Genomic DNA, 24,461 nt, shown 5'->3' with positions numbered 1-24,461 from the left:
TTAAGAGGTGAACAGGATTGATTAATAATCAAGTAGCACCAGGGGAGCTAGAAATTGTCCGTAGTTTCCTAAATACTTGGGAGATTCCAAATGATACACGTAAACCATTAGAACATTTAAATTGTGAAGAAGATATTAAATGTTTTATATCAAAGAATTTTAGTGGTATTAGATTTTCTGGTAAGCTAGAGGATGTGCATCGATTTCGAAAAGATGTTCGCATGTCATTAGAAGCAAATAATGTTGATAATTTAACCAAGTGGTTAACAAGTTACCCTATAAATATATCTATTTTAGATGTTGATAATATTCAATATAATGCTATTAAAAAACATGACTTTTTTAGTGAAATTTTGATTATAATTGTTAAGAGCATCTCCTTAAGTCAGTGGAAGCGTCTTAAAGCATGTCCAGATTGCAAATGGGTTTTTTATGATAATTCTCGAAATGGAAGTAAGCGTTGGTGTGGGATGTATGCATCCGAACCAAAAGGGAGATCATGTGGTACCATAGCAAAAGTGCAACGACATCGAAAAAAGAATAAAGCTAGTTCAAAGGTATAGGAATAAATATTTTTGTGTGCAAATATATAACGTAGAATAAGAATAACAAAAGATTCCTAATGACACCTCCTTCCTTATGTTGTCAATGCAAACACTTAACAAATGAACACTTTCTGATTTTAGACAGACTGATTTTGTAAAATTTTTTTATATAAACCCATATTTTTAAATACAGAAAACGAATCCATTTTGAAAAAAGATTAATCAAAATGGATTCGTTTCTTTTTGAATGAACATTCCATTTTATAAAAAAGTTTAATTAAAACTCACTTAGAATTCTTTAATAAAAAAAGAGCAAAACAGTACAACTTTTTTCAAAACGGTATGACTTTTTTATAAACAGTGCAACTTTATTTTAAATCTACAGGAACTGGTTAAAGTGTGTCCAAATTATGTCTAAACGTACAATTTTCCCGAAATGATATAGTGACCCCAGGTAGTTACTTTGAGAAGTCAGCTCATTTTTTCGTTTTGAGGCGTTTATTTTTATTAAGCTGATGGATATGGAGTACACCCCTAGGTTAAAATAAATTTCCACTTAGAAACAAGTGATTTTAACAACGTTAGGAGTGTTTCATGCAGAACAATGTCATTTATGTTGTATCGCAAGAAGAAAAATCACATTAGAAAAGAGCCGGAATTCACCTTGTTAAGAGTAAATCGAATCTTTAATATTTAAAGGATGGAAAAAAGAAACACAGAAGTGAAAAACCTCTGTGTTTCTTTTTGATTAATATATTTATTGAACTTTCCGGAACAGATGCTCCTTCTACCCTATTATAGAAGCTATTTTGAACGTAAGTAATTTGTAAGGAATGGGTAAGAAAAAAGAAATTTTCATTGTGTATGATAAAAATATAACGAGGTGTGAAAGGCGGAACAGATATGACGTATATATGAAAAACAAACCAGTTAACAAGAGTGTTTCAAGGAAAAGAAGTAATTTCTGTGGTTAACATACATGTGAAAAAAGAGGGATTTACCGTTTGTTAGGACAGAATGGTGTTTGTAAAAATAATCATTATGAAGATGATTACAAATTTAATGTTGACCTTTTGTCATTGGTAGAGATGATAGCTGTGTGGTTAGTATGAAACAGCAAGTAACCACCTATACAATATGAATAGAGGAGAGGAATTCCTTATGAAAACACGTAGTCAAATTACATTTGCAAGTCTGGCCCTTTTAATAGCTGGAAGTTCCCTGTTATACACAACGCCAACCTCAATTGTAAAAGCAGAGCCTGCTCAAAATGTATCTAGTTCGTTACAAACAAGCACTGAGCGAGATCGTAATTCCGTCAAGCAAGCAATGCGAGATACATTGCAACTTGGAATCCCAGGGATACTTGCTAAAACTTCCGAGGGTGGAAAAACGTGGAGTTATGCCGCTGGGATAGCGGATCTGAGCACCAAGAAGCCAATGAAAACAGATTTTCGCTTTCGCATTGGCAGCGTGACGAAGACGTTCACCGCAACGGTTGTACTTCAATTAGCTGGAGAGAACCGCTTGAATCTAGACGACTCCATCGAAAAATGGTTGCCTGGTGTCATTCAAGGAAACGGATATGATGCTAAACAGATTACTATCCGGCAGATATTGAACCATACAAGTGGTATCGCTGAATACTCAAGGTCAAAAGACTTTGATCTTATGGATACAAAAAAATCGTATACGGCTGAAGAATTAGTAAAGATGGGGATTTCTCTTCCCCCAGACTTTGCCCCAGGAAAGGGCTGGTCTTATTCAAATACAGGATACGTATTACTGGGTATCCTTATTGAAAAAGTAACCGGAAACAGCTATGCGGAAGAGATTGAAAATCGGATTGTTGAACCACTTGAATTGTCGAATACATTCCTACCTGGCAATTCAAGCGTTATTCCAGGCACCAAGCATGCCCGTGGATATGTCCAACCAGACGGAGCAAGTGAGCTAAAAGACGTTACTTATTATAACCCAAGTATGGGTAGATCGGCTGGAGAGATGATTTCTACTGCTAGCGACTTGAACAAGTTCTTTTCTGCTCTGTTAGGTGGCAAATTACTGAAGGAAAATGAACAAAAACAAATGTTTACCTCAGTTCCTACAGGAGGGAAAGATTTCGGCGACGGATATGGTCTTGGGATTTATGAAACCAAGCTTCCAAACGGTGTTTCGGTTTGGGGACACGGAGGGAGCATTCCAGGGTTTTGCACCTTTGTGGGGGGAACACTTGGAGGTACGCATACGTTGTCAGTCAATATCAACTATTTGGGTGGGGCTAACAGTCCTGATCCTTTTAATAATATTTTACTTGCTGAATTTAGCAAGTAGGCAAAAAGGAAAACCGGATAAATTTTGTCATAGTTTTTATAGTTAAACATATACCTTTCTGGTTCCAAAATCCCCAACTTACTCTAAAAAATAATTTTTGGGGTTTTTGGAATTACGGTGGCAACCCAATGCTATTAAGCTAATAAAATAAAATCCTCACTAAAATGAAAAAATACGCTATTCTTTCTGTAGAATCATAGGAAAGGATGGCGTTTTTGGATTCTGGTGCAAATATATGAAGAAGAACATGGATGATAGTAGATTCCTAACGGAATCGTATTTTATGCTATAAGTCCAAACACTCGGTGGATGAACTCTGGTCTTACCCCCGTCAAGTAGACAACTGTAAAAAAGACTATGCAGCCATCGAAATTCGATATTCAATTGGAGCTCGATGGTTGAGTCTTTTTGAAATCGTTTGTAATTATAGTGATAGATGTAGGTTTCAATTGTTTGAATGAGTTCTTTCTCGTTTTGATAAGAATTAAGATTAAACATTTCAGATTTAAAATGAGAGAAGAATGATTCAATGCAAGCATTATCATGGCAGTTTCCTTTGCGAGAGTGGCTGCCGATGGCACCTAGTTGTTGAGGCGCATGATAATAAGCACGAGATGTATATTGGAATCCTTGATCTGAGTGGATGATGGTTCCATACACATCTCTTTTTGTGCTGCTAAACCTAATGTTTTTAGAACAAGTTGTAAATCATTGCGATGCGAGAGTTTCCAAGCTACGATTTCATTGTTATAAATGTCTTGAACGACTGATAAATAGAGAAATTTATCTTTGAATGACAAATAAGTGATATCTGTAACAAGTACCTCATTTGGCTTTCGATTTCGGAATTGTTGTTCTACTACATTTGGAAAAACCTTTGAGGATTTACCTTTGAAAAAGCGTCGCTTTTTACGGATGATTGATTGAATTTGGAGTTCTCGCATAAGTCTGTATACCTTTTTGTGGCTCACTAAAAATCCAGCATCTCGCAAGGCAACTTTCATGCGAGGATAACCGTATTCCTTGTGTTTTATATGAATAGCCTGAATCTGTTCACGCAGTGTATAATCTTTTGAAAGGCGTAATTGTCTTTGTATACATGTTGAGCGCCACTTATAGTAACTAGAGCGATTTAACTGCGCAATGATGACAAGCCATGTTACTTTATATTGAGAACGTAGTTCTTCAATAATCTCATACTTAGCTGTTTGGGCAAGAACACCTCCTATAGATTTGGATACCGCTTTTTAAATACGCTACCTGAGCCTTGTAATATTCTAATTCCTCTTCAACACTATTGAATTTCGTACGAAGACGACCTTTCAAGGGGTTTTTAAACCACTATTACCACCGTTGTTTCTTCGTAAATCTGAAATGTCGCCTGTTTCTTGATATTTCCGAACCCAATTCATTAACTGTGTTCTACTTTTCAGCTTATATTTCTTAGCTATAGCTGATTGGCTACCCTCACCATTTAAATAACTTTTTACAACTTGTATCTTTAATTCATTTGAATACGTTTGAAATGTATCTACTTTTTTAACCATAATAAAATCCCTCCAAGTAAAAGTGTAACACCCATGTCTATTCATGGTCTTTTTACACTGTCTACCTTAAGGGGATAATATCAGATTCTGTAAATCAATTTGTCCCTTTTTTATCATATGCATGGCTTCCACACCACTCAATATAGAAGTTGCTGTTTTATATGACTTAAATCCCAACATAGAGCGCACACGTTTCTTGATAAAACGATGATCTTGTTCCACTATATTATTAAGATATCTAACTTGTCTTAGTTGTATGCCTTCGGGCATATGGCTCTCTTCTTCCAACTCTTGCATCGCTACAGGGTAGGCAGGGTTCTTATCTACTGTTATCACACGAGGTTTAGAAACATACGAAAAAGCCAAGGCTTTCTTGAAAAAGCGCTTGGCTGCTTGTTTATTTCTTGATTTACTAAGATAAAAATCAATGGTGTTCCCTTCGGAATCTACAGCACGATATAAATACATCACCTTTTACTTTGATATAGGTTTCATGGTTCTGTTGCAAAGTTCTCTAAACCACGTTACATTTTAGAAAAAATGAGTAGGAGCACGACAAGATGAGATATTTTAAAGGAAAACAGTTTAAGAAAGATATCATTTTAGTAGCCGTTGGCTACTATTGTCGTTTTTCTCTAAGCTATCGTGATGTGTCTGAAATTCTGAAGGAACGTGGTATTTCAGTTCATCCCACAACGATTATGCGCTGGGTACATGAATATGGCAATCTGATGTATCAAATTTGGAAAAAGAAAAACAAAACGGTACAGTTATCTTGGCGTTTGGATGAAACCTATATTAAAGTCAAAGGAAAATGGTGTTATTTATATCGTGCCATTGACAAAGAGGGGCAAACGCTTGATATTCAACTGCGTAAAAGAGAGATACACAAGCGGCATATGCTTTTATGAAAAGACTGGTTCGAACTTATGGAGAACCAACGGTTCTGACTACAGATAAGGCTCCTTCTTTAATTTGCGCATTTAAAAAATTACAGAGGATAGACTTTTACAAAAATACCTTTCATCGTACAACAAAATATCTCAATAATCTCATTGAGCAAGATCATCGACACGTGAAGCGCCGTTTCGCTCGTTCCTTAGGATTTCAAAGTCTTCGTCATGCCTCACGTACGATAAAAGGGATAGAAACGCTTCATGCCATATACAAACAAAGACGAAGTCTTCAATCAGACTCCGTCTTTTCGGCGTATAACGAATTACAGAATTTATTAACGGTTTCATAAAATTTGACCACAATCTTCCCATATCTCTATGTGTAAAAAAACTTTGCAACAGAACCTCTATTTTTATGCTCAAAATTCAATTTTGTAAAATAAAATAACAATACCAAGAACTAGAATTAGTCTATACAAAAGCATACGTTGATAATTAGCTTGAAGGTAATATTATTTTAGTAATTCTACATACTAAAGAGCATAATGTAAAAAGGAGTTTGCTCTTATGAATGAAAAATTGAATCAAGAATTGAAAAGTAATTTAGATGAAACAATTTTACCTTTAACTTCTCTTGGCAATGGAAGTAGCATCGAAGTCGCATCCAACATCTATTGTTTATGTATAAAAATTGTTAATGTATGTTTTGTTGGTGATTCTACAAAGCCAAACGAATGGGTTCTAATTGATACGGGAATGCCAAAATCGATGAATCTCATCATAGATTTTGCAGAAGGAAAATTTGGTAAATATAGTAAACCAAAAGCGATTATATTGACTCATGGTCATTTTGATCATGTTGGTTCTGTGCTTGAATTAGTAAAAAAATGGGATGTTCCAGTTTATGCACATAAGCTAGAAATCCCCTATTTAAATGGTGAAAAAGATTATCCAGATCCAGATGGATCTGTGGAGGGTGGATTTATAGCGAAAATTTCTCCTTTGTTTCCAAATGAGGGCATTGATTTAGGTAAATGTATACATGAGTTGCCTCAGGATGGTAGTGTTCCCCATATGCCTGGATGGAGTTGGATACATACTCCAGGGCATACTCCTGGACATATATCTCTGTTTCGAAATGTAGATCATTTTTTAATCTCTGGAGATGCTTTTGTTACCGTAAGACAAGATTCATTGTATAAAGTATTGATTCAACAAAAAGAATTAAATGGTCCACCAAGATATCTTACTACCGATTGGGAGAGCGCCTGGGAGTCTGTAAAAATACTTGAGAAGTTGAATCCTAAGTTTGTAGTGACAGGGCACGGTCTACCTATGTTTGGGAAAGAATTAAGAAATGAATTGCGTCGTTTAGTAAAGAATTTTGATAAAGTAGCTATTCCTGATTACGGAAGATATATTTAACAATAATCCTTATATGAAACTGTCTATAAGAAATACCTGGAGTAGCTTCCGCCATCTTAGTTAGACCTATGTTTGTTCCCATAGCCATAATGGTTGCCAACAGAATATTCTTCTCTTCCTCATTAGGAGCTTTATTGCTTGAGGCATGAATAAATTGTTCATGAAACCCAGTCCAGCTCGCCACCTCTAGTAATAAATCTGTTAATTTTACCCTAGGTAACATACTGTATAGGCGCGAACTATAGGCTTTTGCTTCTTCAGGTGTATCTTTATCGAGTCGGTGAACATAGAACTTACCTTTTGCTATATCAACTCCCTCTAAATCATTGCTATTTCGAGACAACCAATCTAAACGTTGGTTTAGCGAGTCTATACGTTCCATTAAATATTCCTCAACTCTGAGTGGGACTGCAAGGTAATCCTGAATACTAGTTACACTTTTCCAATTATCTTGAGGTACAAGGTAATCATCAAATGCTTTATGTTGCCTACTTCCAGGAACAAATATGTCTCCTGATCGAATATAGTTTCTTAATTCTGTCAATGCTGCAAGTTCATAGTAATGACGATTAATATTACCCTCCTCATCATACACATGCTTTTGCCAACGATTTGAAACAAAACTAAGATTAGCACCTAATGGTACGTTTCTCTTTCCAGATTTATTTAACTCATGGATGGTTTCCAATGCTTGCAAAACAGGCTCAGCAGACTTCGTTGCTCCAAACTTAAATGTTTGTAATAGTGTAGGTGTGTATTTTCTTAAATAAGAGTAACGAGTTTCCAATAGATCCAAATAATCATAGTTAACAGGCCTAGATAGCTGTTTGGCTTCTTCAAATGATTCTACAATCTTATTCCAGGGCATTACACCATCTAATGCTGTAAAAGCATCTATTCCTTCTTCTTTTGCTTTAATAAGCGCATCGCATATACCTATAAATTGGATGACTTTTTCATTTAGTCTTTTACCATTTACCTTTTGTAATTCTTCTTGTGCCTTTTTTCCCTTTAATTGTAAATTCATCATTTGACGATCATGAATCTCAATCGCTTGATCAATTAAATCCTGTGTAGTTTCCAAAAGAAAAGCAACAAGAATACTGTACCTTTTCTCATCATCAAACCTTCTAAACGCATAAGGCTCATATCTAGCACCAATTTTAGCTAGTTGTCGAAGGCGGTTAGAATTAATTTCTGTTGTATCGATTCTTAAATTAATGTCTCGTATACGTTCTAGTCGTTTTATAACTTTTAGAAACGCCTCCGGAGAGGATTGACCTGGAAACTCTTTTAACCATGCTAAAGGTGATATTCCATTTTCAGTTGGCATAAGTAAAGCATCTATCTTATACTTTTGTTCTTGCGTTAAACTATTGTATAACATATGATAAACTTTTTTATCCGCTTGTTGTCGAGCTTCCCAAACCATGTTTTCAATTACATACATAGCGGGCAATATGACCTTGGATTGTCTCAAAGTGGATAGTGCTATTTCAATTAAATGAAGAGAGTTTCCGTTTTCTAATGCTTGTTTTGTTAGATGGCGTAAGAGGTAATCTTGATGTTGGGGTGAAAAATTTGTGTATCCGTACTCTTCTCGAATTTCTCCCATATGCTCCCATAATGTATTCTCACGTTGCGCATAATCTGAAAAAGAATCAGGAGGTAGTTGTAATTGTTGTGCTATATAACCAATTACTGATGTGGGAATATCATCGTACTCGGATAAAGCCCAGCCAGGATAACGAACAAGTGCCAATTGAACCGCAAATCCTAACCGATTGTAATTTCTTCGATGCCGAAAAATTAGGTCTAAATCATGTTGAGAGAATGTGTGAAATGTTATCAAATCCCATTCTGTTAAACGTGATAGATCCATAAGCTCATTACGTTGTACTTCAGATAATAACTGTTTTACTCCCATAGCTTTCCCCTTTATCTTATAAGAGTTCCATCTTATTTTTTAATTGGAATTGATTTGGATTTGTGTAAAGTAACGTTGTGTGGATATTAGAATGTCCAGCCTGATTTGCAACTTCATGAATACTGAAACCTTTTTCAATTGCATTTGTACAAAAGAAATGTCGAAGTTGATGTGGTGTAATCACCTCACTGTATGACTGAAAAATACGGTTTACAACCGTACGGTCAAGTTTCTCACGTTTCTTACTAATAAATAGATAAGGTGACTTTGGTGCCACACTGTATGTTTTTCTTTCTACAAGATAATCTCTAAGAGCATAAACGACTTTACTATTTAACAACACAACTCGTTGTTTTTCTCCTTTTCCGTTCCGAATAATACATTCCCCAGTTTGTAAGTTAAAATCAGCCATTTTGATTGACAACGCTTCAGAGATTCGAAGTCCTGTATAGGATAATAGAATCACAATTGCATAATTACGTTTGTTTTCATCCTCTAACACATCTTGTAAAAACTTCTTCACATCTATATCTGTAATCTGGGTAGGGGATACATAAGGTGTTTGAACCTTCATCATATCTGTTTTGAAAATCACCTGTTCGTTCTGTATACCTTCATGTATTAAAAATGCGTTAAATTTAGCAAGACCGCTGATTTTATGGTTAATGGTCTTGGCATTGAGCGTCTTGATGTTTTTTAGAAAACTAATATACTCTAACACATTTTGACGATACAAATTTGTTAAATCTCTATCATATGATTCTTTAAACCACCTTATATACTGCTTAATATCTAATGTGTATCCCTTAATTGTATTTATGCTTTTTCTTTCCTGTTCCAGATAAAAAGAAAATCTTTCTACTATATTCACTGTCTCACCCTGTTCTGTAAATTGTGTTGCATAAATAATCACCCAGTTTGGTCTAAATTGTGTTGTGTTATAACCATAGATTCATATTAATTATACCAGCTAATACAACACAATTCATATTGTGTTGTATTAGAAAAATAAATAAAAAAGGCACCATTGGCGCCTTTTATTAACCCGATTATGACTCCTTTAGAATAATTAATAAAAGCAAGAAAAATACACACGCTAATTTATTTCCGTTTCATACTACGAATGAGAGCTTTCGTTTCTTTATCTACACGATAAGATTCTGTAATTTTTTGCAAAGCTTTATTATAAGTAAAATCATCGAGAGTATTATGTTTTAAATAGTCCAATGTTAAATCAGGGAATTTTATATAGCAGATAGATACCGCCCAAGCAACAGCCATTTTTGCGTAAAAACCATTATGTTTTGTGTTATCGAGTAGATTTAGAACTTTACTAATGTACTCATTTTCAATATAAAAGTCTAAAAGCATGACTACGCCAAAGCGAACTTCATATTCATTTTTTGACGAAAGATAAGGTTGTAAAAATCCCCATACATGCTCTCTATGTTCTTTGGTAAATTTAAGTCCTATGCAGAAACTATCGCAAACTGACCAATTATCTATTTTGGGTACGAAAGAAGCTACATAAGATAATTGGTCATTAATATCCGTTTTAACATAGCCAATAACCATACCTTGTAACATAATTTCCTCAAAATATTCATCTTCGGCTATTTTTAGATAAGTACGCCAATCATCCTTCGCAATCTTCTTTGCTATTTTGCGTAGTTCAGGTAGTCGAACACCCAAAACATTATCAATATTAGGTATGAGTGCTGCTGAAAATTTTTGATATTCTGGATCAATAAATTCAAAAATTTGTGTTCTAATTGTATCTTTCATCCGTATCCTCCTGGTATTTAACTATGGTAGAAAACGATACATCAATATAGGGTTCTCCATAAATAAAACGTTGCATAGGATTCCCAATTTGTCCAAGCGGCAGCATACTCTTTGATTTCTTTTTTTGTTGGTTTTGTTTCAGATCCTGTGAGTAGCTTAATTACATTATGCAAACCGACATCATCGATTGGAAAAGCGGTAGGAAATCGCAAACATCGCATTAGAACGTAATTCGCTGTCCATGGACCGATACCACGAATATTAACTAAAAGTTTTTCAGCTTTTTTATGGTCATTAGTATCTAATAAGGATTGTTTTGTTAATTTTCCGTCTACCATAAGTTGTGCAACACCAATCAAATACTCACTTTTCTTCTATAAATATACAAGAAGGGCAATATATAGAGCAAACAAAAGACTTATTTGATAGCTTCTCTATAGGGTTTGTTGCGCTGTGTCACAAAAACAAGGATCAAATTGAATCAGACTATATAAGTATAGTGAACGCTGTAGACAAAGCCTTAAATTAATCAAAACCACCCGTCATGAGCGGGTGGTTTTGATGATACAACAAATGATCCACTCCAAGTGTATATTTGTGACGAGTTGAATTCAAACCTGATACCTGGCTTCACAGATTTTTCATCTTCTCCAATCATATGAATCAGACTACGTATGATTACATAACAACTCGTCATTGTAATTTCGTTATCTTGCTGTTACATTTCAAAATGCTTACAATAACTTACTTTCAGGGTTTCCAGGTTTATACTGAAGCTAGAGGTGATTCAAAATGACATACGATTGGAAAACGAATCCGAACCGAACTAATCAACAACCAGACTCTGACAAGCCAATTCTATCCGTCCCTGTTTCTGATGAACAATGGCAGGCTGTTGTCAATAATAATGCTTCTTATGACGGACAATTTTTTTATGCAGTGAAAACAACAGGGATTTTTTGTCGCCCTTCTTGCAAATCAAGAGTACCCAAAAGAGAAAACATTGGCTTTTTTGAAAATGCTGATCAAGCACTAGCCGCACATTTTCGTCCCTGCAAACGGTGCAAGCCAACCGGGCAAAGATTGCCCGATGAGGAGTGGATTGCTTTCATAACTGAATATGTGGATAGCCACTGCGATGAAAAGTTGACGCTTGAAGTCCTTGCGCTTCTGAGTCATGGAACCCCTTATCACTTGCATAGAATCTTTAAAAAAATCAAAGGCATGACCCCGGTGGACTACATCCAGCATGTTCGAATGGAAAAGGCGAAAATGTTATTGACTACTTTTGATGACCCAGTTTCTGAAGTTGGTGAGTCTGTCGGACTTTCCAATACACCATATTTTATCACGCTGTTTAAGAGGAAAACCGGACAAACGCCGGAAGCTTACCGTAGACAGCAAAAACAAAACTTGAAGGAGGCGTTTTCAAATGGCACCTAAAAAAAGCAGTTCTCTCTATTGGTCCTTGTTTTCTTATGAAAACTGGAAGATGTACATTGCCGCAACAAAAAATGGCTTATGTTTTGTCGGATCGCAAAATCAGCCATTCGAAGAATTGGTGAAATGGGCAAATCATTACTTGCCTGGAAACGACCTGATTCGAGATGACGAAAAATTGCAACCCTTTGCAGATGAGCTTGTTCGTTATTTTCAAGGCAAGTTCAATCGGTTCACCATCCCAATCTTTTATCACGGCACACCTTTTCAGGAAGCCGTATGGAAGGCACTATGTGATATTCCGTACGGTCAAACCCGATCCTACTCGGATATTGCTCAACAAATTCTAAAACCGACTGCGGTTCGGGCAATTGGGAGGGCCATTGGAACAAATCCGATCCTCATTACTGTTCCATGCCATCGTGTTATCGGCAAAAATGGATCGCTGACGGGCTATCGCGGCGGAATGGAAATGAAAACGCAACTGCTGGAACTTGAACGAGGCTTCACAAACAATGGGAAGGAGTTACAACATGTCTGATCAGCATATAGCATCTTTAGCCGAACTCAATTGGGCCGAGCTACATCAAATGCTTGATAAACAGGGATACGCCAAACTGCCGCCTCTTCTAAATGCGGACTCATGTGCGTGTCTAATCAAAGGCTATGAAGACGATTCCCTATATCGCAAGACCATCGACATGACACGATATCGTTTTGGAATCGGGGAGTACAAATATTATCATACGCCTCTTCCTGATCGGTTACAACAAATCCGTGATAACTTGTACCCAGAGCTAGCCAAAGCGGCCAATCGCTGGCTGGAACAGTTGAATAAATCACCCGAGTACCCAGAAACCCTGGAGATGTTTCTTGATCAATGTCACCAGGCGGGGCAGAATCGCCCTACTCCGCTGATTTTGAAATACGAAGCAGGGGGCTACAATTGTCTCCATCAGGATTTGTACGGGGATATCTTCTTCCCTTTTCAAGTCGTGTTTACTCTGAACCAACGGAACGAAGACTATACAGGCGGTGAATTTTTACTCATCGAACAGCGACCACGGGCACAGAGCAGAGGTCATGTCATTACGCTTAATCGAGGTGAAGGTCTCATTTTTCCAACTCAATATCGACCGGTATTGGGTACGCGTGGCTATTACAGGGTGGCTCTGCGACATGGCGTTGGTACCGTCAGCTCGGGAATGCGGTATAGTCTGGGGGTTATATTTCATGATGCGAAGTGAACCCAAACTCAAATTACATCCTTATAAGCATGTAACAATTCAGAATTGCTGCTTCTTCTCCAATCCGTACGCCAGATATGATTTAGTAGGTGATTGGGTATGACAATCGAGTATTTATATAAAACGCCCAAAACACTGCTGAATAAGGGAACTGGTTTTTTGTCCGGCTATAGCCATTCGTTGAATCCCTATACGGGATGTGCGTTCGCCTGCTCGTATTGCTATGTGCGGCAAATGCCTGTCTCCACCTTTCGTAACTCGGAATGGGGGACTTGGGTAGATATTAAAAAAGATGCTGCACTCACATTCCAAAAAGAATTGCTTAGAGCTAAGGCCAAAGGCCCGGTCACCACCTTCATGTCATCCAGTACGGACCCTTATCAACCAATCGAACACAAGGAGAAAATTACGCATTCTTTACTGGAAATTATGGTGGACAATCCCCCGGACTTCTTGCTTGTTCAAACACGAAGCCCGCTTGTCCGCAGGGACATGAAGATGCTGCAACAGTTGGGAACCAAAGTTCGGGTAAGTATGACAGTAGAGACCGATAGGGAAGATATTCGCAAGCATTTTACGCCCTATGCTCCCCCTATTCCAGCAAGACTTAAAACACTCCAACTGCTTGCTGAATTCGGTATTCCTGCACAGGTTGCCATCGCACCCGTATTACCAAGTAGCGAGGGATTTGCAGAAATATTGCGTCCCTTGGTTAACCGAGTATGTATTGACGATTATTTTATGGGGGACGGCAGCGGTGGTAAACGAACACACAGGATGGGCTTACAAGCGTTATATAGAAATCTAGAAATGGAAGAATGGTATCATCCATCCGTCTATCAATTGGTTTATAAACGAATGCGGCAGTATTTTTCGGAAGATGAACTTTTCATTAGCCAGAAGGGTTTCGAGCCCTAACGTTATAATAGTAAACATCAAGTCTTCGTTTTGGAACTAAAATCGCTTTTATAACAGGTTTCGAATTTTTATGTGGTACAGACATTAGATGAAAGATAGGTTTCGCCTGATCTTACTTATATCGTAAACTTGGTAATTTATAAATATGAATTAATAGGGGGTTATTATGAAAAATAGCAAACATTTTAATTTTCACAAACTTTGGCTAGGACAGTCTATAAGTTTGTTAGGTACCCAGTTTACAATAGTAGCTTTGCCTCTTTTTGCATTAGAGGTTCTAGAAACAAGTGAGGCAAATGCTGCCATGCTTCGTGGGATTATATTCATACCCTACCTAATTTTCGGATTAGTAGCCGGTGCTTTGATAGACATCCTTCATAGAAAAAATGTTTTGCTAATTTGTAGTATATGTCAAGGCGTTTTATTTTTATCAGTATTCATACTGACTGTAACAAATATAATAACGTTCCCTTTATTGGTGTTTCTCATGTTTTTAAATGGAATATTTACCACGTTTTACAACATTGCAATTCCTTCTTTCTTACCGGAAATATTAACAGATAAAGACAACTTAAAAAAAGGAAATGCTCAACTAGCACTTTCGGAGTCTCTTTCTATAGTAATTGGTCCTATGCTAGCAGGAATCGTTATTACTCTAGTTGGATTAACAGGCTCTTTCACTGTTGACGCAGTAACGTATTTTGTTTGTTTTGTGTTTGTATTATTTATTTCAAAGTTTAAACCGCATACAGAGGGCTCTTTAAAAAACGTAAATATAAAATCCGTATACAAAAACATATATGAAGGTTTGATATATTTTAAAAAACACCCTGTATTGGAACCAATTGTAAGCTGTGGCGCTGTTTACGGTTTTTTTAAATACATACTAAATAGCATTTTAGTAATATTCCTTTATAAGGTAATGGGTCTATCTGAACTTGAAATAGGCTTTGTTGTAGGTTCAGCAGCGGTGGGATTTTTAATAGGCAATACGATACTCATGAAAAAAAGTCAACAAATTAATAATACAAAAATGCTTATTTATAGCGCTACTGTATCAGTTATCGGTCTGGCCTTTATACCGATAATGGGATATTTGGGAACCGTTTACGGTATAGTAGCTGCAAGTATCATACATGGTATGGGAGAAGGTGTATTTGGCCCTTACGCTGCAACCATACGACAACTTGCCTCACCAAGTCACATGCTAGGCAGAGTAAATGCTGTACAGCGTACGCTTAATTGGGGAGCTTGGGCATTGGGAAGTTTTGCTAGTGCATTTTTAGTTTCTATATTTGGGCTTCAAACTACGTTATTTATAGGGGGCTTCGGAACAACATTGTGTTTAATGGTGTTGTTAAGGCGAGGCGTATCAAAAGGAACCGACATTGAATATACGAGTTCATTTTAGAGGAGATGATTATGATGTATAAGGTATCAAAAGGAACTGACATAGAAAATACACCACACATTTTATTTATAGGGGGATGGACAAAACCTATACAAGATGCTTTAGACAGGGGGTATACTGTTTCGTATATAGGGTCTTACACTAAACACATATATTTTGATGGAACTATCTTAGAAAAGTGTTTCTATAAAAAAGAAATAGACACAACAAACATACCCTTGTGTGTATACTATGCTGAAGAATTGTACAAAGAGAAACCATTTGATGTGGTTGTATCTTTCAACGAAGCAGCCTTAGATACGGCTTGCATAATTGCAAAGATTTTTAATGTTAAAGGACCTTCTTACAATGCTAATATGATAACCCGCAATAAAGACATGATGCGTGAAATTCTAGCAGGCAAAGACTTTTCGATAGATTCGATAGTTTGCAATAATATAAAAGACATTGATGAATTTTTGAACAAAAAAGATAGTATTATAATAAAGCCCCCGATTGGCGCAGGTGGTAAAGGAGTGTCTAAGCTAGACACGGGAGATGACGTAGAGGTATTTATTAAAGATAATGGTATTCAACTACCTGTTTTAGTGGAAGAGTACGTTGAAGGTGACGTAGTTTATACGGTCGAAACCGTTTCTTATAACAAAAAACATTCTATACTAGCTATATCAGCTGAAATATTTAAAGAAGATACGTTTATAATAAACTATACTATTATGCCGGCACCTATAGATGAATCTCAAAAAAAATTAATTATTGAGAAAGTAATGCTATTTTTGGATGACATGCAACTGGAAGACGGCATTACTCATACAGAAGTAAAGATAGACAAACAAAATAAGCCAATAATCATAGAGTCTCAAGTTAGGATAGGTGGTGGTAATATTTGGAAAATGGTGGACCTAACAACCGGCATATCTCAATTTGGATACTATTATGATGCGTTAGCTACTAAGACTATAGATGAATTTAGAAGTGTACCTTCAAAATGTCAAGCTATGTCTTTAAGCTTGATTCCAAAACCAGGTTGCTTAAAAGAAATCAAGTATAAAGGGTTAGCTAACATATCCGAGGTCGTATTAATTGATCTATTAGTAAAAGAGGGCGACACCATACCAACTATTGTAGACAGTACTCAACGCAAAGGAAGTATATTATTTACGGCTAATGATATAGAACATATGTATGAAGTTGTAGATAAAATATGTGACAATATAACGTTTGTTTATCAGGATTTGTCAGAATGGAAACCTTCTTTTAAAAAAAATATTTAAAAAGGAATGTGGCACATGACTGGTCTATGTCAAGAAAAAGGACAATTTAAACCACGTGTGTCTATTAACCAACAATTGGATAAGGCTGAGGCCACAAATGCATTAGCTAGAGCTATATTTTTCGGTAAAAATGGCGAATTTAGAGAACGGGCCCTTCAAGATCAATTACAACGAGCCAGTGCACTTAACATAATATAAACGTATGGAATACAGTTTACATGGAAAAAGCAGTAGAAGAACTGAAGAAAAAGGGTGAATTCCAAGAAGATTTAATGCCGTATATATGGCATTTAGGTTGGGAACATATCAATTTCTTAGGAAAATATAAGTTTGAAGAATTGTATTCAACCAATTTACAAACATTACTTCCTTTAAATATTAATGAGCCGGTTTACTCTTAGCGTGGTTTTTTTCCGAAATGCTGGCGGTACCCCCAATACACCTTGGGAAATTGTTCCGATGGAACAAGTACATGATTATTATACGCTCCGTTGGCAAATTGAGATTATCTTTAAAACTTGGAAATTATTATTTCAAATCCACCATTGGCACGATATCAAACAAGAACGATTAGAATGCCATGTTTATGGAAAATTGATTGCCATTTTTCTTTGTTCCTCTACAATGTTTAAAATGCGGCAACTAATTCTACAAAAAAAACAAAAAGAATTGAGTGAATATAAAGCGATTGGAATGATCCAAGATCATTTATACATTTTGTATCAAGCTATACGAGAAAACACCCAAAGAATAACAAAGATCCTAGTTCGCCTGTTTACCCTACTACAGAAAAACGGGCGGAAATCTCATCGATATGAGAAGAAAACAGTCTTTGATATTCTGGGTGTTGTCTATGAGTATAATCGATTGGAAAAACAAAAGAAAGCAGCATAATTTTTGAAACTATACCTACCAAGGTTTATTTGGCATGCTCATTTTTAAGGACAAAAAGTATTTTAAGAGTTTTTTAGTTCATTTGAACGAAAGTTTATTTTGTTTCCATCCTTAAGTTGATGGGCAGGGGGTCACCATACCCAAAAAAGAAAATTGTACGTTTAGACATAAAATTGACACATTTCGATTAGTTCCCTGTACGTTAAGGAATTAGTTTGTATATTTGAGGAGATGTACGAGACAGGTGTAAATTTAGGGGAATCCAATATTTTCTATTCAAATATGATAGAATGGAAATATATCCAAAACGGAGGAAAAACAAATGAACTCAAACACAAAACAGTTTATTTATGATATCCAGCAAAGAAAGAACAATTATATGGAAGATGTATTAACAGCAATACAACACCCTAAAAAAGAGCAATCTGAACAGGTCATTCAAAATATAGTAGAGAAGATGGATATGATGATCAGTTTAGTTACTACTTACATGGCTATTGAATCAGAATCTATGAAAGAATTAAAAGAGCTTCAGGAAGAAATTATTCATGCTCAAGCATATATTCAAAAACGAAAATTTGAAGAAAGACAGAGATAAAACCCTGTGTTTTTACTTGGTCGTCTATGACGCTAATCTGTTATAAATCAAATTAGATGTAATTTGATTATTGTTTTGGCATAATCCATACAATTTGTTGAATGCGTACAATATATGGTACCGTATCTTCAATGAGCAAATGATCTGGTTTCACATCCTTTAACTTTCCTCTTACATTACCTCTTACAGTTTCAATAACCACATGTTTACCAATTACTGATTGTAATGTCTGATATACGTAGGGATTAGGTACACTTACCATGTTTTGTTCACTAAAGTCATTTCCCTCCAAATAACTCATTCTATAAGACTCCTTTCTAACTTGCATTCTTTCTCCTAATATATGATATAAATCTTATAAATATGCTAGAAGGATAATTCATTATAGGAACGAAAATAACATTTTAATAAGGTACGTTTTCTATTCCTAAATTACTAAAAAATTATTTATATAAGATTATTTTTACTAGTTAATAGGTAATGATATAGGGATATTTTGAATGTACATCTAGGTTGTTCCTTTCAAGATATTTATCATTTTATATACGCCCTTTATTAGAATACTGCTTATACTTTTTTTGAGATTCTTTAGTAATACGTACGTTAAGTAAAATTGCTAACAATAAAAACACTCCATATTTTCCCCCTGTAGCTCCTATGATAATCACACTACTAAAAACAAGTACAATTAATAGGAGAAACGAAACTAAATAAATACGGTCATAGTTCTTTGACATCTTCTCGTATTTTATGCGTTCTTTCCTTGCATCCATCTAAATTCCTCCTTTAAATTATCCATTTCACTATAAAATAAAACTCGCCCTTAAAAAGAAAACAATATATCGTTTCAAGTAATTAGTTTGTTTTTTTATCAACTAATTTATATAATATAAAAAGAAATACTACCAATATTAAACTTACGACCACAATAATCCCGACCCTCTCCTTCCTCTTAATCCCATCACATCAGATGAAATTTATGTATATCCTATTATTATCAGCAGCAAACAAAAAGGATCCTCCCTTCTCTTAAAGGCTGATCCTTTTCTTCGTGCATTCAACTATTTTTAGCTATTCTTGATTAATTAGAATAACAGCTGGTCCATCTACACGAATTCCACCAACTTCGATTTTTTCATAAGACTCAACTGTAATAGAAATGACCCCTTCCCGCTTCTTTAATTCATTACTTAATTCTTTTGTTAACATTTTTTTCATGTGTGCACTCCTTCTTACTGCTTAATTTACTATTGTTATGTAAATGAAATTAAAAATGGTTTCCTGGTCTGGAAACCATTTTTGTAGTTGACCATATGGTGTTACCAATTCGTTTATCAATTTTACGTAAAGAAGATAAACAATTACTATTCACTGTCTTAGTAGATGTAAGAAATTCTTAAAGATAGCGGTGAGATTAATTGTTTTTTCTTCTAAAAATAATGACTTAGATATATATACCTAAAACAATGAAAGCCCTACCTCTCTTTCATCCTTACGGCTCCTTGTCCGTGCCAGTGTGAATCAGGATTGCAAAAATCAAGTGACTATTTGATCGAGTTATTTGATGAAACTTCGAACGTTCGTAAAAGAAATTTAAAAATAAAAATGGATTAGATTGAAGTAATAACAAAAGAGGTTCATACTCTAAAAGTGAGTTGAAGAAGTTGAATGTCTTTGAAATGATTTACTTTTAATAATAATCATATTCCCGAAAAATTCAGGATATTTTCGGGGGATGTAATACATTATCTATAATGAACCTTAACAGAAACTTTTTATTTGATTTTCAGTGATCCCTTTAATTAATCCTAGTTCACAAATCAAAAATTCATGTGCGTTATCCAACATTTTTTTTTCGCTTGTATTAAGTGCTTTTTCTTTCTTCATACGCATTAAATCACGTACAACTTCAGCACCTTCTTGTATTTCACCCGTTTTTATTTTGTCCGTGTTCACTTTATACCTTTGTTTCCACGGCAGTAATCTATCTGATTCTCCATGCTGAAAAATGTGTATAATGTGTTTTAATGCAAGTATATCAGTAACTGGGCGTATACTCGAACTCAATATTTTACCCGTAGGAATCATGACTTGCATATTACTGATTGACATTTTTATGACATAATACTGTTGTTTTTTCCCTGAGAATTCTTTTTCTTCTATGGCTTCAATTATACCTGCTCCGTGCATTGGATAAACAATGTTATCGCCAATTTGAAACATATAATCCACCTCCATATATGGTAACCTTCTTAACCTTAACATATATGTGATTTTTTATCAAATATTTCATAATATCATAAATTTATTTTTATCGTCAACCACTTTTTCTTTAAAAATCAAATTAAGTAAAAACAACACCAAAATAATAGGGAGCGTGTCAGATTTCCAATAAAGGGAAGGGGAATTTCCCCGCGTATATTCTGAAACCTCTACTAATTAACGTAGATCAGTTTTTCCTTGAAAACGACCAAATCGATCCCGTATTTTTTTCAATCTTGTGTGGTACCCCAAAATCTCAATTCTTGCTTTTTCAGCTAGAGGTGCAATTGGTCGTAAGTCTTTTAACCCCCAATAATCAACCACTACATCAAGTACTTGATCAAAATATTGCAGTGGCCCATAGTTAGCTTCTTTTGCAATCACAGCCATTCTATTTTCAAAATCAGGCATGACAGCACCTGGCATTTTAAAATTCATAATCACATTGGCAATATGATAGCAATAATTAGGTTCCAATTCCAAATGTGTTCGAATGACGTCTCGATAAAACGCATAATGAAGAGTTTCATCTTTTGCAAGACGGCGTAATAATGTAGCAAGATCTGGATCATGCTTACTTGCAACCTTAGCTACATTATTGTAAAACACCATCGTTGCAAGTTCTTGTAGCGTCGTATAAGTCATCGCTTCGATTGGTGTATGAAAATCAGGCTCAAATCCACCCTCAACGACTGACTTTCTTAATTCATGTAATCGTTTAGGGTTCACACTTCGAGTGAGTAGTAAATAGGTCTCCAATAAATTCGAATGTTGATCCTCTTCTGAAGTCCAAGTATGAATAAAGTCTGTAATAACAGAAAGGGATCCTTTAAAAGTCGCAGATAAATAAGTTGTAAACCATGGTAAATTCACTTCTGTTAATAAAGCTGTTTCAATGGCCGTAATTACACCAGAAGGAAGCGTAACTTGACTTTCATCCCAAGGAATTCTTTTAAAGTCCATTCCCTTATCCCATGGTAAAAACTCATGATAACCCCAGTCTATCTTCTGCGCTCTTATTTTATGTTGTTCATACAGTTCTTTTAAACGTGGTTCTAATCGGAAATCTAAATCATTTGTTAGCATATATAAGTGCCCCCTTTTCTTATCATAGATAGTCATTCTATTTTTACATTCATTTTTATCCTTAAAAATTTTCTACAAATAAATATTACTTTCCTTTTTTTAAGTCAAACATAACAAATTTTTAACAAAACTCTTTAAGAACGCTTTATTTCTATATGATTTTTTCATATCAAAAGGGGAACCGTTACATATATTGTCCTTTTTTATAAAAAGGGTTCTGAGGCATACGATATGTTGCTTAGCCTAAATAAAAAAACTATCCTCAGTAAATAGAGAATAACATTCATGGATGAAGATACTCGTCATGTTGTAAATCTTGGTGAGTATAAAAAGGTGCATGCCCATAAAGAATCGTTTTATAATAAAGATTGATAAACAATTAATCTTTCATGCGTTTTCGCTACTTTCCAATTTTGTTATTGGTAGCAAAAACTTAAAAGATTAATGGTATTTTATACAGACCAACAACTTATTTAGATGTAAGATCCAAGATGTTAGATTAAGCGCTTGAAAAATATATACAGTTGATGAGATAGCCTTAAATGATAATTCCCAACAAGATCATTGTACATTGGCAATGATGGGGTTATTTACACGGGTTAGACCGTATTTTTGGAAACAGTATACAGCACAAAGGGAAGAGGCGATAAACATGCAGTCAACGGAAGCGCATATGAAAGAAAAACAACGTAGAGAAAAAATAGAAATAATATTTAGTCACAGGGTAAAAGGAGAAAGTTATTTTCACGGTTCCTCCTATCAATGGAAAAACATTGTATACCAAAATTATAATAGGATACAACATAAAGAGTTGGAAATTGAACAACTCATTTTTAAAATGGAAAAAGAAGGGATTCGTTTTACGCAGCACCGTTCACTAATACACTATCCCGTCATTGATTTTGTAAAATATATAGCTAAGGTTTATAAGGAAACCCTCGAAATACAATAATCATGATTATATGTTCAAAATAAATAATCATATTCAAAAGAAACCTTTATAAAAAGTTTATTTTTGAAACTTTGTTAACAAAAAGCTCAAAAACTCATTATGATATTCTTTTTATTCATAACGATCTTAATTTTTGTTATAATAATAACCATAACGTATTCTAGTCGTTTGTATATCTTCAGATTTTGTAAATTTTATTACACAAAAAGACAACTCTTAATTAGAGTTGTCTTTTATTTTTTCTAGATATACATAATACGGTTCTGGTGCAAAGATAAAATAAAAGAGACTATAGCTCATATATTTCTAGCGGAATTCTATTTTATGCTGTAAGCCCAAACAATCGATGGATGAATTCTTTCTGGTTTTGGACAGACTGATCCCGTAAATCAATCTGTTCTTTTTTAATCATATGCATAGCTTCCACTCCTGCAAGAATGGATGTAGCTGTGCCAAAAGACTTGAACCCTAACATAGAACGAACACGTTTCTTAATAAAACGATGATCTTGTTCCACTATGTTATTGAGATATCTAACTTGCCTTAGCTCTATGCCTTCAGGCATATGCTTTTCTTCTTTCAACGCTCGAATTGCTACAGGATAAGCGGGGTTCTTATCTACTGTTATCACGCGAGGTTTAGAAACATACGAAAAAGCCAAGGCTTTCTTGAAAAAGCGCTTGGCTGCTTGTTTATCTCTTGATTTACTAAGATAAAAATCAATGGTGTTCCCTTCGGAATCTACAGCACGATATAAATACATCCATTGACCTTTTACTTTGATATAGGTTTCATCAACTCTCCATGAGTCATTTGTTGATTTAAGATGATATCGTACTTTCTCTTCTAATTGAGGCCCATATTGATGAACCCAACGCATAATGGTTGTGTGAGCGATTGATACTCCTCGTTCTTCCATCATTTCCACCAGGTTACGAAAGCTTAAATTGTACCGCAGGTACCATCTTACTGTTAATAAGATTAGTTCAGGCTGATAGTGTTTCCACTTGAATAAGTTTTGCTTTTCCATACTAATCACGTCCTTTTTTAAAGTACTAGTATCAGTATGTCCAAGTTTCGAAGATTCGTTACATGAGCCATATAGTTTTTGCACCAGAACCAATCCTATTATGGCTGTAATTTTTATAATAGCCATCCATTTTTCTAAACGTTCAAATATCTTAATCCCTATAAAAATAATTAATATAGCTGCTATTCCATATATAGCAGCAAATATCCAAAGTGGTATTTTAGGAAACCAGTAGCGTGAAAAGATACCTAACGCACTTAACTGGCTGCCCATAATAAGTAGCTCCGAACACCAGTATGTCCACCCGTGACTAAAGCCAGCCCAATTTCCAAATGCTTTTCTTGAATAAATGCGAAAAGACCCTTTTTGTGGATCTTTTACAGTCATTTTTGCCAATGCTTCAAATACAATATATGTAGTAAATCCAGTTAGAATAAGAATAAGAATAATTGAAGAGCCACCTATTTTAATTCCTATGCTGGATCCTAAAAAAAAACCAGTACCTATCGTACAGCCTATCCCTATGAGTGAGAGTTGCCACCATTTTAAATCTTTTTTTTCTTTCGTTTGATTCTTAATATCATGACAGGTCATATCATTATGCTCCTTTATTTATTATGAGAATGCCCCTCATGATTACTTAAATATTTTTGAGAAAGTTTTTCAACGACGTCAATAACGTCATGAGCCTTTAACTCATGTCTTGCTACTCTTGCACTGCCTACCGAAATTTCAACCGTAAATACCTCTTCATATTTCATTTACTCTGCTCCTTTTTTATTTACGTATACAAATATACTACCTGCTTATAATTTGAATCTCTAACCTTTTATCCTCGTATTTTTCTATATTTAATTATGTATTTAGGGCCTTGAGAGCTCAAAGGATTA

24 protein-coding genes and 7 pseudogenes are annotated in these 24,461 nt (G+C 35.1%); 15 read left to right on the top strand and 16 right to left on the bottom strand.

Features of this window, described 5'->3' with window-relative positions; genetic code table 11:
- Positions 1 to 17 precede the first annotated feature (17 nt).
- From QRE67_RS27065 to QRE67_RS27060, 3 genes and pseudogenes are all read left to right on the top strand, one after another.
- Positions 18 to 563, top strand: coding sequence for a CGNR zinc finger domain-containing protein (locus QRE67_RS27065; protein ID WP_286125488.1), 546 nt, complete (start codon positions 18 to 20; stop codon positions 561 to 563).
- 921 nt (positions 564 to 1,484) lie between these two features.
- Positions 1,485 to 1,610: pseudogene (locus QRE67_RS28980) on the top strand (ABC transporter ATP-binding protein); the annotation flags it as partial.
- 96 nt (positions 1,611 to 1,706) lie between these two features.
- Positions 1,707 to 2,879 (top strand): serine hydrolase domain-containing protein, encoded by a 1,173-nt coding sequence (locus QRE67_RS27060; protein ID WP_286125487.1) that lies wholly within the window; start codon positions 1,707 to 1,709, stop codon positions 2,877 to 2,879.
- 177 nt (positions 2,880 to 3,056) lie between these two features.
- Here the strand turns inward: QRE67_RS27060 and QRE67_RS28765 are convergent, their stop codons facing one another.
- The 4 genes and pseudogenes from QRE67_RS28765 to QRE67_RS27045 form a co-directional block, all read right to left on the bottom strand.
- On the bottom strand, positions 3,057 to 3,539 hold the full coding sequence (locus QRE67_RS28765) for an IS3 family transposase (RefSeq protein WP_353507088.1): 483 nt from the start codon (positions 3,537 to 3,539) through the stop codon (positions 3,057 to 3,059).
- Positions 3,461 to 4,069, bottom strand: coding sequence for an IS3 family transposase (locus QRE67_RS27055; RefSeq protein WP_286125576.1), 609 nt, complete (start codon positions 4,067 to 4,069; stop codon positions 3,461 to 3,463). The genes QRE67_RS28765 and QRE67_RS27055 overlap by 79 nt, the downstream gene beginning before the upstream one ends.
- A gap of 132 nt (positions 4,070 to 4,201) precedes the next feature.
- Complete coding sequence (locus QRE67_RS27050) at positions 4,202 to 4,426, bottom strand: helix-turn-helix domain-containing protein (protein ID WP_286125486.1); 225 nt, start codon at positions 4,424 to 4,426, stop codon at positions 4,202 to 4,204.
- Between the two features lie 66 nt (positions 4,427 to 4,492).
- Positions 4,493 to 4,919 (bottom strand): annotated as a pseudogene (locus QRE67_RS27045) (IS6 family transposase); the annotation flags it as partial.
- A 67-nt stretch (positions 4,920 to 4,986) separates the two neighbouring features.
- Between QRE67_RS27045 and QRE67_RS27040 the strand changes: the two are divergent.
- A protein-coding gene (locus QRE67_RS27040) for an IS6 family transposase (protein ID WP_286123491.1) occupies positions 4,987 to 5,672 on the top strand; the annotation gives its coding sequence in 2 pieces (ribosomal slippage) (positions 4,987 to 5,302 and positions 5,302 to 5,672; 687 coding nt in all).
- A 229-nt stretch (positions 5,673 to 5,901) separates the two neighbouring features.
- Positions 5,902 to 6,747, top strand: coding sequence for an MBL fold metallo-hydrolase (locus tag QRE67_RS27035; RefSeq protein ID WP_483298655.1), 846 nt, complete (start codon positions 5,902 to 5,904; stop codon positions 6,745 to 6,747).
- 19 nt (positions 6,748 to 6,766) lie between these two features.
- Here the strand turns inward: QRE67_RS27035 and QRE67_RS27030 are convergent.
- From QRE67_RS27030 to QRE67_RS27015, 4 genes and pseudogenes are all read right to left on the bottom strand, one after another.
- Positions 6,767 to 8,674: pseudogene (locus QRE67_RS27030) on the bottom strand (Tn3 family transposase); the annotation flags it as partial.
- A gap of 16 nt (positions 8,675 to 8,690) precedes the next feature.
- A complete protein-coding gene (locus QRE67_RS27025) occupies positions 8,691 to 9,545 on the bottom strand; it encodes a tyrosine-type recombinase/integrase (RefSeq protein WP_286125483.1) in 855 nt (284 codons plus the stop codon).
- A 230-nt stretch (positions 9,546 to 9,775) separates the two neighbouring features.
- Positions 9,776 to 10,459, bottom strand: a complete 684-nt coding sequence (locus tag QRE67_RS27020; RefSeq protein WP_286125482.1) for a DNA alkylation repair protein — start codon at positions 10,457 to 10,459, stop codon at positions 9,776 to 9,778.
- Between the two features lie 41 nt (positions 10,460 to 10,500).
- A pseudogene (locus QRE67_RS27015) lies at positions 10,501 to 10,833 on the bottom strand (DNA-3-methyladenine glycosylase family protein); the annotation flags it as partial.
- Positions 10,834 to 11,251: 418 nt separating this feature from the next.
- On the opposite strand from QRE67_RS27015, the gene QRE67_RS27010 reads away from it, so the two are divergent.
- The 9 genes and pseudogenes from QRE67_RS27010 (at position 11,252) to QRE67_RS26970 (ending at position 18,241) form a co-directional block, all read left to right on the top strand.
- On the top strand, positions 11,252 to 11,902 hold the full coding sequence (locus tag QRE67_RS27010; RefSeq protein ID WP_286125481.1) for a bifunctional transcriptional activator/DNA repair enzyme AdaA: 651 nt from the start codon (positions 11,252 to 11,254) through the stop codon (positions 11,900 to 11,902).
- Complete coding sequence (locus QRE67_RS27005) at positions 11,892 to 12,440, top strand: methylated-DNA--[protein]-cysteine S-methyltransferase (RefSeq protein ID WP_286125480.1); 549 nt, start codon at positions 11,892 to 11,894, stop codon at positions 12,438 to 12,440. Before QRE67_RS27010 ends, QRE67_RS27005 begins: the two co-directional genes overlap by 11 nt.
- The gene (locus QRE67_RS27000) at positions 12,433 to 13,146 is read left to right on the top strand and encodes a 2OG-Fe(II) oxygenase (protein WP_286125478.1); all 714 of its coding nucleotides are present in this window, start codon (positions 12,433 to 12,435) and stop codon (positions 13,144 to 13,146) included. The genes QRE67_RS27005 and QRE67_RS27000 overlap by 8 nt, the downstream gene beginning before the upstream one ends.
- A gap of 99 nt (positions 13,147 to 13,245) precedes the next feature.
- Entirely contained in the window at positions 13,246 to 14,064 is an 819-nt protein-coding gene (locus QRE67_RS26995) for an SPL family radical SAM protein (protein WP_286125477.1), read from the top strand.
- A 166-nt stretch (positions 14,065 to 14,230) separates the two neighbouring features.
- Complete coding sequence (locus QRE67_RS26990; RefSeq protein ID WP_286125476.1) at positions 14,231 to 15,475, top strand: MFS transporter; 1,245 nt, start codon at positions 14,231 to 14,233, stop codon at positions 15,473 to 15,475.
- A gap of 14 nt (positions 15,476 to 15,489) precedes the next feature.
- On the top strand, positions 15,490 to 16,749 hold the full coding sequence (locus QRE67_RS26985; RefSeq protein ID WP_286125575.1) for an ATP-grasp domain-containing protein: 1,260 nt from the start codon (positions 15,490 to 15,492) through the stop codon (positions 16,747 to 16,749).
- A gap of 75 nt (positions 16,750 to 16,824) precedes the next feature.
- A pseudogene (locus tag QRE67_RS26980) lies at positions 16,825 to 17,150 on the top strand (Tn3 family transposase); the annotation flags it as partial.
- Positions 17,151 to 17,184: 34 nt separating this feature from the next.
- Positions 17,185 to 17,643: pseudogene (locus tag QRE67_RS26975) on the top strand (transposase); the annotation flags it as partial.
- A gap of 322 nt (positions 17,644 to 17,965) precedes the next feature.
- Positions 17,966 to 18,241 carry a hypothetical protein gene (locus QRE67_RS26970; RefSeq protein ID WP_286125475.1) on the top strand — a complete coding sequence of 92 codons (276 nt, stop codon included), beginning with the start codon at positions 17,966 to 17,968 and terminating at the stop codon, positions 18,239 to 18,241.
- A gap of 67 nt (positions 18,242 to 18,308) precedes the next feature.
- Here the strand turns inward: QRE67_RS26970 and QRE67_RS26965 are convergent, their stop codons facing one another.
- From QRE67_RS26965 to QRE67_RS26945, 5 genes are all read right to left on the bottom strand, one after another.
- Positions 18,309 to 18,542 (bottom strand): YuzF family protein, encoded by a 234-nt coding sequence (locus QRE67_RS26965; RefSeq protein ID WP_002068860.1) that lies wholly within the window; start codon positions 18,540 to 18,542, stop codon positions 18,309 to 18,311.
- A 238-nt stretch (positions 18,543 to 18,780) separates the two neighbouring features.
- Positions 18,781 to 19,014 carry a hypothetical protein gene (locus QRE67_RS26960; RefSeq protein ID WP_286125474.1) on the bottom strand — a complete coding sequence of 78 codons (234 nt, stop codon included), beginning with the start codon at positions 19,012 to 19,014 and terminating at the stop codon, positions 18,781 to 18,783.
- Positions 19,015 to 19,312: 298 nt separating this feature from the next.
- Positions 19,313 to 19,459, bottom strand: a complete 147-nt coding sequence (locus QRE67_RS26955) for a BC1881 family protein (RefSeq protein WP_000738551.1) — start codon at positions 19,457 to 19,459, stop codon at positions 19,313 to 19,315.
- A gap of 543 nt (positions 19,460 to 20,002) precedes the next feature.
- Positions 20,003 to 20,464, bottom strand: a complete 462-nt coding sequence (locus QRE67_RS26950) for a CarD family transcriptional regulator (protein WP_286125473.1) — start codon at positions 20,462 to 20,464, stop codon at positions 20,003 to 20,005.
- Between the two features lie 216 nt (positions 20,465 to 20,680).
- Positions 20,681 to 21,589 carry an acyl-ACP desaturase gene (locus tag QRE67_RS26945; RefSeq protein ID WP_286125472.1) on the bottom strand — a complete coding sequence of 303 codons (909 nt, stop codon included), beginning with the start codon at positions 21,587 to 21,589 and terminating at the stop codon, positions 20,681 to 20,683.
- A 652-nt stretch (positions 21,590 to 22,241) separates the two neighbouring features.
- Here QRE67_RS26945 and QRE67_RS26940 point away from each other — a divergent pair.
- A complete protein-coding gene (locus QRE67_RS26940) occupies positions 22,242 to 22,541 on the top strand; it encodes a hypothetical protein (RefSeq protein ID WP_286125471.1) in 300 nt (99 codons plus the stop codon).
- A 322-nt stretch (positions 22,542 to 22,863) separates the two neighbouring features.
- Here QRE67_RS26940 and QRE67_RS26935 read toward each other — a convergent pair whose 3' ends face one another.
- From QRE67_RS26935 to QRE67_RS26925, 3 genes and pseudogenes are all read right to left on the bottom strand, one after another.
- Positions 22,864 to 23,571, bottom strand: a complete 708-nt coding sequence (locus QRE67_RS26935; RefSeq protein WP_286125523.1) for an IS6 family transposase — start codon at positions 23,569 to 23,571, stop codon at positions 22,864 to 22,866.
- A 30-nt stretch (positions 23,572 to 23,601) separates the two neighbouring features.
- Positions 23,602 to 24,165 (bottom strand): annotated as a pseudogene (locus QRE67_RS26930) (amino acid permease); the annotation flags it as partial.
- Positions 24,166 to 24,179: 14 nt separating this feature from the next.
- Complete coding sequence (locus QRE67_RS26925) at positions 24,180 to 24,332, bottom strand: hypothetical protein (RefSeq protein WP_286125470.1); 153 nt, start codon at positions 24,330 to 24,332, stop codon at positions 24,180 to 24,182.
- Positions 24,333 to 24,461 lie beyond the last annotated feature (129 nt).

This window comes from Bacillus sp. DX3.1 (genome assembly GCF_030292155.1).
GTDB lineage: Bacteria > Bacillota > Bacilli > Bacillales > Bacillaceae_G > Bacillus_A.
Note: the sequence above shows the minus strand (reverse complement) of the source record. Positions and strands in the feature narration are given on the sequence as shown.